The sequence below is a fragment of the Bradyrhizobium sp. STM 3561 genome, assembly GCF_045571455.1.
Lineage (GTDB): Bacteria > Pseudomonadota > Alphaproteobacteria > Rhizobiales > Xanthobacteraceae > Bradyrhizobium > Bradyrhizobium vignae.
On record NZ_CP120695.1, the window covers coordinates 4,139,325 to 4,153,029 of the forward strand.

Consider the following 13,705-nt stretch of genomic DNA (forward strand, 5'->3'; position numbering starts at 1 on the left):
CCCCTGGATTTCACGATCCCTCGCCACCTGGTCTGACTGATCGACCGCGTAGGGAGCCTCCACAAGCTCCCGCGTCCCTTCAAGCAGACCCGGACGACCTATGTTGGGCAGGCCTGAAGCGGCAAGACACTCGATCCTCGCCCCGATGCTATACGGGCGGCTGCAATGGGATTGCCCTGGGAAATCCAGTCAATGATCTCATCGAGATCACGAGCCGCCGACGCGTGACTGACGACCTTCATTCGCCCGGGTGCTGCTTGAAGTACTACTTGAGGCGCTCCTTGAACTCCTCGAGCGTGAGCCGTCGCGCATTCGGAATCCGACCGACGGCGGCGAACCTCCTCGACCTGCTCGTCGGTTAGCCGATAGACGCTGTAGTCCTGCGACTCCATGAGCATCAGAATCTTCGCTGCGTCCTCCTGGCGTTCGGGCGGCCAGGTCAGAACGCGGTCCAGGATTGCCTTTACCTGCTCCTTGCTCATGTGTTCTTTATGTCACGCACCTGCCAGCAAGGAAGACCCTGCCCTTGCGCTTCGCACCCGGCGACGCTTGAATGCGCGCCCTAAGGGGCTTTTCATCATGATTTTGAAACTGAACGTCCGCGGCGCGATCCTGGTCGCCGCCGCCATCACCGGTCTTGTGACCCTCTCCTCGCCTGCGCACGCCGATCGCTGTGACGACAGCGCCAAGGAGCTGGCGAACCAGATCGACCGCCTCAAGGTGAATTTCCGCGCCGCCAACATCGTCTATCTTTCGCACCCGGCCGCCAAGGAGCTGTCGGTGGGCTGCCGTGGCGACAAGTATTCGATCGAGCTCTATGCCAAGAGTGATCGCAAGCCGAAGCCGGAGTTCTATGCGCTGGTCGGATCGATGGCGGCGATCGTCTTCACCGTGACCAAGGACGACACCACGACGGGCGGGACGCGCTGCCTGAAGCGGATGGGCCTATTGCGCGGCGACAAGATCAACATGCGCTATCGGCGACTCAACATGGAATGCACGCGCACCAAGACGGAGGCGTCCATCGCCATCACGCGCGGCAAGGACGAATAGGACACTCGCCTTCTCTTCGGCCACGCGCTCGCGACGCGAGGCATCGCCTCGCCGGCCGCCACACACTCGGTCATTGCGAGCGCAGCGAAGCAATCCAGAATCTTTCCGCCGAGGGACTCTGGATTGCTTCGCTTCGCTCGCAATGACGAGGAGAGAGCCGTTGTCCTCTCCGATCGTATGCTTGCGGAAGCAAAACGGATCCCATGCCCGATCCCTCGCATTTTAACGATTGCCTTGAAGGAAATTTCGCTCATCGCAGGACACGCTCGATTGTATTCATGTGTGAGGATTTGCGGATGAAGGTTTCCACCGTTGCACCGCCGCCGATCGCGATCGTGGTGCCGAGCTACGACACGACCAAGCAGCAGGACGATCAGACCAAGGTCAAGGACGAGGATCCGACCTTTAAGCCGCAGCCGCCCGCGCCGCTGCCGCCGGGTCAGGGCACGCGGATCGATCAACTCGCCTGATCAGGCTTGCCAAAGCCGAAGCGGCCGATCCGGTCGATCGGCCGTTGCGCGCGTCTCGGCCGCATCTTTGCCGGATAGCCGGACCAATATCATGCGCGCCCGAGCCTTGGGAGCTGCGCATGATCGCACGTCTCTTGCTGCAGAACACGATCTTCAGTCGCGATGGGCGCGCTGTTGTTCGGGGCCGCCGGCACGCTGGATTGGCCTTCGGCGTGGGCGTTCCTCATTACCTCGCTCTGCTCGGTCCGCTTTGCGGCTGGTGGCTCTACCGGCTGGATCCGGCATTGTTGGCGGAGCGTCTGCGTCCGGTCATCCAGAGGGACCAGCCTCCGGCCGACAAGGCCTTCATCACCGCGTTCATCGTCGCGATGCTGGCCTGGCTGATCGTGATGGGGCTGGACCGGCGTTCGCTCGCATCCGAGATGCCGCTTGCCTTGCTGATTCTCGGCTTCCTGCTGTTCCTGCTCTGCGCGCTGTTCACCATGTGGGTCTTCCGCGAGAACTCGTTCGCCGCGCCCGTGGTGAAGCTGCAAGCCGACCGCGCGCAGCGCGTGATCTCGACCGGTCCCTACGCCTGTGTCCGCCATCCCATGTACAGCGGCATGGTCCTGTTCTTCGCCGGCCTGCCGCTGCTGCTGGGCTCGTGGTGGGGACTTGCGATGATGCCGCTCTTCATCGCCTTGCTCGCCGTCCGCATCCTGATCGAGGAGCGCACGCTGCGCGAGGGCCTGCCGGGCTACACCGATTATGCGGCGCGGGTGCACTATCGCCTCATCCCCGGCGTCTGGTGAGCGCACCTCATGGTCCGCACGAAAGCGGCTAATGATCCAGCTCGCGATAGCGCCGGAAGATGCCCTGCTCGTTGAAGGGAATGCGGCGCTCGCTTTCGAGATAGGCCTTGATGTTCGGCCGCGCGGCAATGCGGTCGTGCAGACCCACAAGACCTGGGACATCGGATTCGAACGCCTTCATGCGCTTGGGGAAGGCATAGCGCAGTCCATCGACGATCTGGAATAGCGAGAGGTCGACGTAGGTCAGGCGGCGACCGGTGACATAGGTGCCGCCGCCCCCGGCGAGAAGCTGCTCGAAATAGCCGAGATATTTCGGCACGCGCTCGCCCCAGAACTCGGCCGTGCGCTTCTTCGCCGGCGCCTTCTGATCCTCATAATAGAGCGAGGGCCCGAGCGGATGATGGGTGTCGTGGATCTCGACGACGAGATCGGTGATGGTGAGCTGAAGCTGGTGCACCCAGAGCCTGCCGGCTTCCGTCTTCGGCGCAAGCCCATGGCGGGCGCCGAGATAGAGCAGGATGTTGGCGGTCTGCCCGATGACGAGCTTGCCCGCTTTCAAGAACGGCGGCGCGAAAGGCGGCGTGCCCTTCTGCGCATCCATCATCTTCATCATCGCAGCCGTTCCGCGCGGGCCGCGCGCGACGTCGACGTAAGCGGCCCCCGCCTCCTCCAGCGCCAACCGCACATATTCGCCGCGGCCCTGAATCTCAGGCCAGTAGTAGAGCTCGTATTTCATGGAAGTGGTCCGTGAGCGTGGAGCGACGGACCAATCTAGCACGCAGCCGACGCGTGGCGAGAGTGGTGACCTCAAATGAAAAGGGCGCCGTGCCTGAGCACGACGCCCCTCCTTGCTAGATCGCTTGCGATCAGTTGGTTTGCTGGATCGCCGACAATTCCCAGCCGGTGCCCGGCCGGCGGGCGAAGGTCCAGATCTCGGTCGCCTCGCCCGGCTGCTCGCTGCCAGCAACGATCGCGCCGGTGTTGCGGTCGATCGTCTTGTCGGTGAGTGCGAAGCGCAGCGCCACCGTGGCGTAGTCGGTCTCGCCTTCGCGCCAGGCTTCCGCGAGGTCGCCCTGCAACAATTTCACGTTGGTAACCTTGTTGACGACGTTGCGCGCGCGGTTCTGCGCAAGATCCTGCTCGAAATACGAGACCATTTCCGGCGTCGCGAGCGTGTGCAGCTTGGCCACATCCTCGTTCGACCAGGCGGTCTGGATCTCGCCGAGCAGGCGCTCGAACGCCTCGTAATCATCCGGCTTGATCTCGAGCGGGGCGTTGTTGGCGCCGAACCCGAAGCCGCCAAGGCCACCGGCGAGGCCGCTGCGATAGTTCGTCTGCGGTCCGGGCGCTGCGCCGGCGTCAGCATTGGCATAGGCCGCCCGCGGGGCGTGACGACGCTGCCACCAGGACATTGCCAGCCGCACCACGAGCACCACCAGCGCGATCTGGATGATCAGGCCGAGGATCGAGGACAGGCCGCCGAGGCCACCGAACAGGCCGCCGCCGAACAGCATGCCGAGCAGGCCGGCACCGAGGAAGCCGGCCGCAAGGCCGCCCAGGAAGCCGCCGCCGCGGCCGAACAGGCCGCCGCGCGCCGGCGCGGAAGCAGCCGAATTCATGCCCGCACCCGGCTGGGTGTAGGTGCGGTTGAACTGCGAGGTCGAGCCCGGTGCGGTCGTGGTCGACGGCGGTGCCGAGTAGGTGCGCGAACCGCGCGAACCCGACGACATGCCGCCACCGACGCGCGCGTCGGCGGACGAGATCGCCAGCGCGGTCGGCAGCGCAAGCGCCAGCACGACGGCGATCATCTTGAAGAGATTGCGGGAGCGTAGCGAGAAAGTCATGTGCGTTTCCCAAATCCCCGGCATGGGGACGTGCGCCTAAGATGGGCAGACTTCCCGAAAAGTGAAGCCGGTTTCGGAACTTATGGCTGCGGCCCTCAGTCGCGGGGATGTGGCAAAAGCCCATATTTCGCGGGGGTTTGGCCGGGGGCGCGAGGGAACGGTGGTCGAGGGATACCGGCGGCTATACGGCCGGAATTCCGCTTTTTCCTCGTCATTGGAGGCATGGCTCTCTCGCCACGTCATTGCGAGGAGCAATTGCGACGAAGCAAATCCAGACTGCCACCGCGGAACGATTCTGGATTGCTGCGCTGTGCTCGCAATGACTGAGAATGCGGAAGCGGCGCGCCGCCCCTCGCCTCACCCCTGCTTCGTCATCGTCTCCTTCACCGCCGCCACGAGCTGGCTCAGTGTGAAGGGCTTGGGCAGGAAGTCGAACTGCTGGCCTTCGGGCAGGCTCTTCTCGAAGGCGTCCTCGGCATAGCCGGAGACGAAGATGAACTTGATGTCGGGGTTCTTTTCCCGCATCGCCTTCAGCAGCGTCGGGCCGTCCATCTCGGGCATGACGACGTCGGAGACGACGAGATCGATCGCCCCGCTCTGCTCCTCCAGCACCTCCATGGCCTCGACGCCGTTCTCGGCCTCGACCACGGTGTAGCCGCGCGAGCGCAGGCCGCGGGCGTTCAAGGCGCGCAGGCCCTCTTCGTCCTCGACCAGCAGGATGGTGCCTTGCCCGGTGAGGTCGGTGCGCGGCTTGGCCTCCGTCGGCGCAGGCGCTGCTTCCTTCGCGGCACCATTGGTCGTGCTGGCCACAGCCGCGGGCTGCTCGACCTGCACCTCCGGTTCGGCGAGATGGCGCGGCAGGAAGATGTGGAACGAGGTGCCCTGCCCCGGCTCGGAATCGACGTAGATGAAGCCGCCGGTCTGCTTGACGATGCCGTAGACGGTGGAGAGCCCGAGGCCGGTGCCTTTACCCACTTCCTTCGTCGAGAAGAACGGCTCGAAGATCTTATCGCGGATGTCGGCGGGAATGCCGGTGCCGGTGTCGGCGACCTCGATCCGGACATAGTCCGCAGCCGGCATGCCCTTGTAGGCGAGCTTGCCTGCCTCGTCGGTGGTGACGTTGGCGGTGCGGATGATCAGCTTGCCGCCACCGGGCATGGCGTCGCGCGCGTTCACCGCGAGGTTGACGATCACCTGCTCGAACTGGGAGACGTCGACCTTCACCGGCCAGAGGTCGCGGCCATGGACGAGGTCGAGCTTGACCTTCTCGCCGATCAGCCGGCGCAGCAGCATGGTGAGATCGGAAAGCGCGTCGCCGAGATCGAGCACCTGCGGCCGCAGCGTCTGCCGCCGCGAGAATGCCAGCAGCTGCCGCACCAAGGTCGCGGCCCGCGTCGCGTTCTGCTTGATCTGCATGATGTCCTGGAACGAGGGGTCGGTCGGCTTATGCGCGTTCAGCAGGAAGTCGTTCGCCATCATGATGGCGGACAGCACGTTGTTGAAGTCGTGGGCGATGCCGCCGGCGAGCTGGCCGACCGTCTCCATCTTCTGGGACTGGTTGATCTGGTTCTCCAACGCGCGCCGCTCGGTGGTCTCGAGCATGTGCACGATGGCGGCTTCCGCCTCGTTCTCGGCGGCATCCACCGGCGTGACGAAGAACTGGCCCCAGCGCTCCTTGGTCCCCTCCAGCGCCACCTCGACCGGCGCGATGTCGGCCTGGCCTTCCGCGGCCTGGTTGATGGCCGCGATCAAGAGGTGCCGGTCGCGCGAATTGACCGCGCGGAAGATCGACTTCGAGGCGCTGTCCAGCCCCAGCGCCTGACCGAGCTTGGCGTAGCGCGCGTTGGCGCGCACGACGTTGCCGGCGCGGTCGACGGTCGCGATCGCCATCGGCGTATGGTCGAAGAAGCGCATGAAGCGGACTTCGGCGGCGCGGTCGGGATCGCTGCGCTCGTCGCGGGCGCGGCTGATCACGAGCGTGCGCGACGGCCCCGGCGCGCCGTCGGCGCCGAAGGCGAGCTTGTGATAGAGCCGCACCGGCATGGTCTTGCCGGTGCGCATGCGCAGGTCGATGTCGAAGACCTCGGTCTTCACTTCGCCCGGCACCGCCACGATCGAGGTCAGCAGTGAGGCGCCGTCGCCGGAGACGATATCGGTCAACTTCAATCCGCCCGAGCCGATCTCGGCGAGGTCGTAGTCGAGCCAGTTCGCCAGCGTCGCATTGACGTAGGCGAGCTCGCCGGCCGGATTGACCGAGAAGAAGCCGCACGGCGCGTGATCGAGATATTCGATCGCGTGCTGCAGCTCCTGGAACACGTCCTCCTGGCGCTCGCGGTCGCGGGTGATGTCGGCGATCGACCACACCGCATATTTCGCCTCGCGCTTGCCGGTGCCGAGGGGGCGCACGCGCATGCGCAGCCAGCGGCCCTGGCTGCCGTCGTGGCCGGAGATGCGTACCTCTTCCTGCTGGCGCTTGCCCTCGCGGGCGGCCTTGAGCAGGCGGAACACGGCTTCGGAGACGTCGGGGTTGCCGATGAAGACGCGCTCCACGGGCCGCACGTCCTGCGGGCCGCTGGCGCCGGTCAGCGTCAGATAGGCCGCGTTGGAATAGACCACGTGTCCGCGCGCGTCGGTGACGGCGAGCCCGTCAAATGCGTGATCGGAGATGCGGGCGATGATCGGGTCGTCGAGATTACGGTCGGCGAAGCGGATGATGCCGGCGGCAAAGGCGAACAGGTTGAACAGGCCGACCATCGCCAGCACGGCGAGGATGCCGAGGATATAGGGCTGCGCCTGCGCGCGCCCGAGCGTCATCAGCCCGACGGCGACCGCGACGAGGCCTGCGGCCACCAGCAGCACCAACGCGATGCTGCCCGAGCGCGGCGACGGCTCTTGCGTCGCAACGGGCTCGCGTGTGAGGTCATGGTCGGTCTCAGCAGTCATCTCGAGCTGGCGCAGCCTGTCGGCAGAGAATCAACGCGTCACGGGGCGCGTGGGGTCCTCCCTGCCTGAATCGGACCCTGAGGTGCAAGGGCAGCAGGGGCGAAAGGTACGCTGATTCCCAGATTACGGCCATTTCCGGTACTTTTCGGGTCTTTTACCCCCGCCCGCCGCCGAATCCGCGCTTCAGCCGCATGACATAGCCGATGACTTCGGCGACGGCATGATAGTGCTCGGTCGGGATTTCCTGGTCGATGTCGACCGTGGCGTAGAGCGCGCGCGCCAGCGCCACGTTCTCGACGATCGGAATGTCGTGTTCGCGCGCGATCTCCCGGATCTTGAAGGCGAGGTTGTCGACGCCCTTGGCGACGCAGATCGGCGCGGTCATGCCGCGCTCGTAGGACAGCGCCACCGAATAGTGGGTCGGGTTGGTGATGATCACGGACGCCTTGGGAACCGCCGCCATCATGCGCTTCTTGGCGCGCTGCTGCCGCAGCTGCCTGATCTTGCCCTTGATGTGCGGGTCGCCTTCGGACTGCTTGAACTCCTCCTTGATCTCCTGAAGCGACATCTTCTGCCGCTGGAACCAGCTGCGGTACTGGAAGAAATAGTCGGCGATGGCGACGATCGCGAGCGCCGCGACCACCGCGCCGAGCAGATGAATGGTCATGCTGGTGCTGGCGCCGAGCATGGCCGCCGGATCGAGCCTGACCATCGCCTCCATGCGATGCCGCTCCGGCCACAGGATCATGGTCATGACCACGCTGAGGGCGACCAGCTTGCCGATGCCTTTGAGAAAATTGGCGGCCGCCTGCTTGCCGAAGATGCGCTTGAAGCCGGCGCCGGGCGAAATCTTGCTGAATTTGGGTTTGAGGGACTCGGCCGACCACACCAGACGGTGCTGCAGCATGTTGCCGGCAATGGCCGCCAGCACCAGCATCAACAGGGGCACGCCGATCGCGGCAAGGACGGCGAACTCGATCTGCTGGGTCAGCGCGAGCAGGGCCTTCCCGTCGGTCTTGATCATCCAGGAATTGGCGAGCAGGTTGCGCATCGGTGTCAGCAGCCCGCTGCCGACCGAGCCCGAGAAGGTCGAGACGACGAGTGTGCCGCCCGCCATCATGAACCAGGTGTTGATCTCCTGGCTCTTGGCGACGTCGCCGCGTTCGAGCGCATCGTCGAGGCGCTTTTGCGTCGGGTCTTCTGTTTGACTTTCGGGATCGTTGTCGTCCGCCATCGATCGACCCCTGTCACTTGAGCGGCATCATCTGGTGCATGACACCGATGAAATAGTCGAGAAAGGTGCCCATCATCGCGGTGAGCACCACGGCGAGCACCAGGAAGCCTGCGAAGATCGACAGCGGCACGCCGACGAAATAGACCTGCATCTGCGGCATCAGCCGCGCCAGCACACCGAGCCCGATGTTGAAGACGAGGCCGAACACCAGAAACGGTCCCGAGAGCTGCAGGCCGAGGCGAACGGCGGCCGCGAAGGCGCGCGTTGCCAGCGAGGCGACGTCGCCGCTCGATACGGTCTCGCCCGGCGAGAAGATCGTATAGCTGTCGTTCAGTGCGGCGATCACCAGATGGTGGCTGTCGGTCGCGAACAGCAGCGTCACCCCCAGCATGGTCAGGAAGTTGCCCACCAGCACGCCCTGCTGTCCCTGCGTCGGATCGACCGAAGTGACGAAGCCGAGCCCCATCTGCTGCGCGATCACCGATCCCGCAACCTGGAGCGCCGACAACGTCACGCGCGCGGTCGCCCCCAGCACGATACCGATCGCGATCTCATGCAGCATCAGCACCAGCAGCGGCGCCAGCGACCCCATGTCGACATGATAGGCATTGCGATGCAGCGGCAGGATGATCAGCGTGAGCAGCAGCGCGATCGAGAGCTTGATCCGCGTCGGGATGTTGGTCTCGCCGAGGCCGGGCAGCAGCATCACCATTGCGCCGACCCGGGCGAAGGCGAGCATGAAGGAAGCGGCGAGCGCCGGCAGCAGCGAGACGTCGATGCGCATAGTTCACGCATTGTGCCTCAGCCGCCGATGATTCGCGACGAGATCCGCAGCATGTGGGCGTGGAGCGAGTCGGCCATGAATGGCAGCGCCAACAGCATCGTGGCGAAGATGGCCAGGATCTTCGGCACGTAGATCAGCGTCTGCTCCTGGATCTGCGTCAGCGCCTGGAACAGCGACACGACGACGCCGACCACGAGACCGACCACCATCAGCGGCGAGGACACGATCACGATGGTCCAGATCGCATCGCGTGCGACGTCGAGGGTCTCGGGTCCGGTCATGGTCAGAATTCCTTGTTCAATCTTCATCCCGCCACCACGGCGAGGAACGAACGCTCCCTCCTCGTCATTGCGAGCGAAGCGAAGCAATCCAGACTGCCACCGCGGAAAGATTCTGGATTGCTTCGCTGCGCTCGCGATGACGCCTGGGGCGAGCGCCAGCGCGAAAAATCAGATCGGCATCTTCATGATGTCTTCATAGGCTGCGATCACGCGGTCGCGGACCGAGACCAGCGTGGACACCGCGACGTCGGTGTCTGCGACCGCCGTCACCACGTCCATCACATTGGCCTTGCCGGCTGCCATCGCCACCGTCTGCGCGTCGGATTTGCGGCCGGACTCCATGACGCTGCCGACGGCGTCCTTCAGCAGCGAAGCAAAGGATTGCCCACTCGGCTCGCTGCCCTTGCCGGCGCCGCTGTTCTCCAGCACGCGGGCGAGATTGGCGTAAGCATTGGCGGCGATTGTCGGTGATGCCATGGCTTAAGGTGTCCTGTTCAGCTCTTGAGGATGTCGAGCGTGCGCTGGATCATCCGGCGCGTCGCACTGATGATGTTCAGATTGGCCTCGTAGGACCGCTGCGCGTCGCGCATGTCGGTCATCTCGACCACCGAGTTCACGTTGGGATACTTGACGTTGCCGCCCGCATCCGCCGCAGGGTTGTTCGGCTCGTATTTGACGCGGAAGGCGGACTGGTCGGGCTTGATTCTGCCGAGCGTGACGACCTGCGCGTCGAGCGTGCGGTCGAGCGCGGAGGAGAAGGTCGGAACCTTGCGCCGATAGGGATCGCCGCCGGCGGTCTGCGCCGTCGAATCCGCGTTCGCGATGTTTTCCGAGATCACCCGCATGCGCCCGGCCTGCGCACGCAGGCCGGAGGTCGCGATCGCCATCGAGCGGGCAAAGTCGCTGCTGTCATTCGCCATGATCTGCCTCCGCTAGCTCTGCTGTTCCCGGATCATGCGCTAGCCCTTGCCAATCGCTGTCTTGAGCAGATGCAGGCTCTTCGAATAGAGCGAGGTCGCCGCCGCGTAGTCCATCTGGTTGCTGGCGGCCTTCATCATCTCCTCCTCGAGATTGACGGCGTTTCCCGCAGGGCGCGTCTCGAAGCCGGCATTCTTGTTCTGGTCGAAGCCCGAGGCCGCGCCTGATGGTTTCATGTGCGAGGCGCTGGTGACGGTCAGCGCCAGGGGGCCCATCGAGCCCGTTACGGCGCCGGTCTTGTCGAGCTTCGGCTCGACCAGGTCGCGCGGCCGGAACTTGGGCGTATCGGAGTTGGAGACGTTCTCGGCCAGGACGCGCTGGCGCTCCTGGTGCCACTGCATCTTGGTACGAAGCGCCGACAGCACCGGGAGGTCGTTGATGGACATCGTCGCGGCTCCTTCCGCCCCTTGCGGACCTTGAGGTCCGAAGCTAGGCAGAATTTGCCGCCTGTATGGTTAACAGCTGGTTAAGGACGCTCGTGACGCATGTCCCCAAGCGAGGCACGATCTTGCGGACCCGTGATTCTACGCCCCGAAAAGTGGCATTAACCCAACCGTTTGGCGGCGCATGGACTGGGCAAGAAGTCGTTTTGGATCGGGCGATTCATGGGTTATTAAGAGTTGGGGACGGCAAAACTTGCCGTGGAACGTTAACTAATCGCAGTTTGGGGCATCGTCCGCCGTGGTTGGCGAATCTGACCATCGGCACGAGAAAAGCGCCATTTGTCGGGGACAAGTATGCAAGGCAGCCCTATCACCTTCATCGTCGCGTTCATCGTCGTTCTGGCGTTGATCGGCGTCGCTGCATGGCTGGTTCGTCGATTCGGCAGCAGCCGGCTGGGCGCCAACACACAGCGCGGCCGGATGCCCCGCCTCGCCGTGATCGACGCAGCCGCGGTCGATGGCCGCCGCCGTCTGGTGCTGGTCCGGCGTGACAATGTCGAGCACCTGCTGATGATCGGCGGCCCCACGGACATCGTGGTCGAGCCCAATATCGTTCGCGCCGCGCCCAGCCGCGACCAGCTCCCGCAACGTCCGAGCGCCGCCGAACCGCCGCGCCTCGCCCCCATGCCCGATGCCGGCGGCTGGGCGGATGAAGCACCGCGCCCCGAACTGCTCGATCATCCCGAGCCGCAAATGCCCGAGCCGCCGCCGCGGCCCGCGCGCCCATCCTTCGCCGACGAGGTGCGCCGGCCTGCTCCTGCACTGGCCGAGCGCCGCAGCGAGCCGCCCCTGGGGGGCTTTACGCCCGAGCCGGTCGCGCCACGTCCGGATCGCGAACCACGGCCCGAGCCGCTGCCGCCGCGCATCCCCCGCGGCGAGCCGCCGCTGATGCCGCGCCCGCCGCGCGGGAACGAGCCGACGAAGATGCCGCCCGTGCGCGCCGAGCGCGCCGCTGCACCACCGCCTCCTCCGCCCGTGCCGCAGGCTCCGGCCGTTCCGCCGACGGCACCTGCCGCTACGCCCTCGAGCGCCGAGCAGAACCTCGCCGAGATGGCGCAGCGGTTGGAGGCTGCGCTGCGCCGCCCGGCCGGCGAAACGGTCGCGCCTCCGGTTGCACCGGAACCGCCGCCCGCTCCCCCGCGCGCCGCACGCAACGAGCCGCCGGCGCCGCCGGCCCCGCCTGCAAAGCCGGCCGCGGAAAAGACCAGCTTTGAAAATCTCGAAGACGAGATGGCCTCCCTGCTCGGCCGTCCGAAGCCGTCTTCGTGAAATTGCCGGCCCTCCCGCGTAGAGTTCTTTTCCTTTCTGTCCTGTTCAGCGCGGCCTCGCTCGCGATGCCGGCGCATGCCCAGGACATCAGCATCAATCTTGGCGGCGGCGCTGGCGGCGGCGTCACCGAACGCGCGATCCAGCTGATCGCGCTGCTCACGGTGCTGTCGATCGCGCCGTCGATCCTGATCATGATGACGTCGTTCACGCGCATCGTGGTGGTGCTGTCACTGTTGCGCACCGCGATGGGCACCGCGACTGCGCCGCCGAACTCGGTGATCATTGCGCTGGCGATGTTCCTCACCTTCTTCGTGATGGGACCGGTGCTGCAAAAGTCCTACGACGAGGGCATCCGTCCGCTCGTCGCCAGCCAGATCGGCGTCGAGGATGCGCTCCAGCGCGCCTCCGTCCCCTTGCGCGGCTTCATGCAGAAGAACGTGCGCGAGAAGGACCTCAAGCTGTTTCTGGATCTCTCCGGCGAGGCACCGCCAGCCACGCCCGACGATCTCGCCTTACGCATTCTCGTCCCCGCCTTCATGATCTCCGAGCTGAAGCGCGCCTTCGAGATCGGCTTCCTCTTGTTCCTGCCCTTCCTGATCATCGATCTCGTCGTCGCCTCGGTACTGATGTCGATGGGCATGATGATGCTGCCGCCGGCGACGATCTCGCTGCCTTTCAAGCTGATCTTCTTCGTGCTGGTCGACGGCTGGTCGCTGGTGGCGGGAAGTCTGGTGCAGAGCTACGGGGGGTGAGGCGCAAACCCAGATAGGCCGCGGCTCCTTCTACCCCTAAGTGAAATTGACACCGGCGCACGCCTCGGTAACATCGTGGCGTGGGCGCGGGTTCGCTGGATGGAAATCGAGTTTCCCTTAGAGTTTTTACTATATGTAAGGGTATCCAACGATCCCTTCGAGGAACTGCGATGACCGAATCTGGGAGTGAGGAGCAGGTTTTACAGAGGGAGATCGCACGCTTAGAGTCGGAGGGATACGACGTATTCGTGCATCCCCGCGCTCCACTGGTTCCTGACTTTCTCGGAGACTTCGTTCCCGATGCTGTCGCAACTGGAAACGGAAAGAAAATCGTTCTTGAGGTCGCTAGACCATCGACGCGACAGAGCGAACGTCTGAAAGACGTTGCCGCTCGCTTCGCTCAACAGCGAGAGTGGGAGTTGAAGGTGCTGTTTGTTGCCCCCACATCTTTGGGTACAACGCTTCCGGTGCAGTCGCGTCAGGCAATCGAAGGTGCTCTGAGTGAGATCGAAAGGCTGCGCGACATAGACGCCTTGCGTGCCGCCTTCTTGCTTGCATGGGCAACGTTCGAGGCCGAAGGCAGGGCGTCGGTCGAAGGTCGCTTCGACCGTCCGCAGACGCCTAGCCGCCTCGTCGAAGTTCTAGGTCAAGAGGGGCTATTGACCCCTACCGACGCCGACCAAATGAGGCTGCTCTCAGAAAAGCGCAATCGGCTCATACATGGCGATCTCGGTACCGATATTGGCGCTGAAGATCTGGAAAGGCTCATCGGCATTCTGAGACAGCTTTCCGCTACCGGCACGCCTGAGCACAGCAATTGATGGCCTTAGGACCCGCCCCTGCCCCTTCAAGTCATACTGCTC

15 protein-coding genes and 1 pseudogene are annotated in these 13,705 nt (G+C 64.7%); 6 read left to right on the plus strand and 10 right to left on the minus strand.

Annotated features, from left to right (window positions below; all coding sequences use genetic code 11):
* Window positions 1-98 precede the first annotated feature (98 nt).
* Complete coding sequence (locus tag P6U28_RS19830; RefSeq protein ID WP_407123039.1) at window positions 99-482, minus strand: hypothetical protein; 384 nt, start codon at window positions 480-482, stop codon at window positions 99-101.
* A 97-nt stretch (window positions 483-579) separates the two neighbouring features.
* Here P6U28_RS19830 and P6U28_RS19835 point away from each other — a divergent pair, with 97 nt between their 5' ends.
* The 3 genes and pseudogenes from P6U28_RS19835 to P6U28_RS19845 all read left to right on the plus strand — a co-directional run bounded on the left by P6U28_RS19835 (window position 580) and on the right by P6U28_RS19845 (window position 2,314).
* Window positions 580-1,053, plus strand: a complete 474-nt coding sequence (locus tag P6U28_RS19835) for a hypothetical protein (RefSeq protein ID WP_407123040.1) — start codon at window positions 580-582, stop codon at window positions 1,051-1,053.
* Between the two features lie 296 nt (window positions 1,054-1,349).
* Window positions 1,350-1,523, plus strand: coding sequence for a hypothetical protein (locus tag P6U28_RS19840; protein ID WP_164937146.1), 174 nt, complete (start codon window positions 1,350-1,352; stop codon window positions 1,521-1,523).
* Between the two features lie 119 nt (window positions 1,524-1,642).
* Window positions 1,643-2,314: pseudogene (locus P6U28_RS19845) on the plus strand (methyltransferase family protein).
* A gap of 28 nt (window positions 2,315-2,342) precedes the next feature.
* Here P6U28_RS19845 and P6U28_RS19850 read toward each other — a convergent pair.
* The 9 genes from P6U28_RS19850 to flgB form a co-directional block, all read right to left on the minus strand.
* A complete protein-coding gene (locus P6U28_RS19850) occupies window positions 2,343-3,050 on the minus strand; it encodes a glutathione S-transferase (RefSeq protein ID WP_122402443.1) in 708 nt (235 codons plus the stop codon).
* Between the two features lie 130 nt (window positions 3,051-3,180).
* A complete protein-coding gene (locus tag P6U28_RS19855) occupies window positions 3,181-4,182 on the minus strand; it encodes a Tim44 domain-containing protein (RefSeq protein ID WP_129145421.1) in 1,002 nt (333 codons plus the stop codon).
* Between the two features lie 333 nt (window positions 4,183-4,515).
* On the minus strand, window positions 4,516-7,101 hold the full coding sequence (cckA, locus tag P6U28_RS19860; RefSeq protein ID WP_407123041.1) for a cell cycle histidine kinase CckA: 2,586 nt from the start codon (window positions 7,099-7,101) through the stop codon (window positions 4,516-4,518).
* 154 nt (window positions 7,102-7,255) lie between these two features.
* Window positions 7,256-8,335, minus strand: a complete 1,080-nt coding sequence (flhB, locus tag P6U28_RS19865) for a flagellar biosynthesis protein FlhB (RefSeq protein ID WP_122402440.1) — start codon at window positions 8,333-8,335, stop codon at window positions 7,256-7,258.
* A gap of 13 nt (window positions 8,336-8,348) precedes the next feature.
* The gene (gene fliR, locus P6U28_RS19870) at window positions 8,349-9,119 is read right to left on the minus strand and encodes a flagellar biosynthetic protein FliR (protein WP_407123042.1); all 771 of its coding nucleotides are present in this window, start codon (window positions 9,117-9,119) and stop codon (window positions 8,349-8,351) included.
* Window positions 9,120-9,136: 17 nt separating this feature from the next.
* On the minus strand, window positions 9,137-9,400 hold the full coding sequence (gene fliQ / locus P6U28_RS19875; protein ID WP_060736542.1) for a flagellar biosynthesis protein FliQ: 264 nt from the start codon (window positions 9,398-9,400) through the stop codon (window positions 9,137-9,139).
* A gap of 168 nt (window positions 9,401-9,568) precedes the next feature.
* Window positions 9,569-9,877 carry a flagellar hook-basal body complex protein FliE gene (gene fliE, locus P6U28_RS19880; protein ID WP_122402438.1) on the minus strand — a complete coding sequence of 103 codons (309 nt, stop codon included), beginning with the start codon at window positions 9,875-9,877 and terminating at the stop codon, window positions 9,569-9,571.
* Window positions 9,878-9,894: 17 nt separating this feature from the next.
* Complete coding sequence (gene flgC / locus P6U28_RS19885) at window positions 9,895-10,320, minus strand: flagellar basal body rod protein FlgC (RefSeq protein WP_122402437.1); 426 nt, start codon at window positions 10,318-10,320, stop codon at window positions 9,895-9,897.
* Between the two features lie 39 nt (window positions 10,321-10,359).
* Window positions 10,360-10,764, minus strand: coding sequence for a flagellar basal body rod protein FlgB (gene flgB, locus P6U28_RS19890; protein ID WP_122402436.1), 405 nt, complete (start codon window positions 10,762-10,764; stop codon window positions 10,360-10,362).
* Between the two features lie 351 nt (window positions 10,765-11,115).
* Here flgB and P6U28_RS19895 point away from each other — a divergent pair, with 351 nt between their 5' ends.
* The 3 genes from P6U28_RS19895 to P6U28_RS19905 all read left to right on the plus strand — a co-directional run bounded on the left by P6U28_RS19895 (window position 11,116) and on the right by P6U28_RS19905 (window position 13,663).
* Window positions 11,116-12,090, plus strand: a complete 975-nt coding sequence (locus P6U28_RS19895; protein ID WP_129145423.1) for a flagellar biosynthetic protein FliO — start codon at window positions 11,116-11,118, stop codon at window positions 12,088-12,090.
* Entirely contained in the window at window positions 12,087-12,842 is a 756-nt protein-coding gene (fliP, locus tag P6U28_RS19900) for a flagellar type III secretion system pore protein FliP (protein WP_122402434.1), read from the plus strand. Before P6U28_RS19895 ends, fliP begins: the two co-directional genes overlap by 4 nt.
* A 170-nt stretch (window positions 12,843-13,012) precedes the next feature.
* The gene (locus P6U28_RS19905; protein ID WP_160118815.1) at window positions 13,013-13,663 is read left to right on the plus strand and encodes a hypothetical protein; all 651 of its coding nucleotides are present in this window, start codon (window positions 13,013-13,015) and stop codon (window positions 13,661-13,663) included.
* Window positions 13,664-13,705 lie beyond the last annotated feature (42 nt).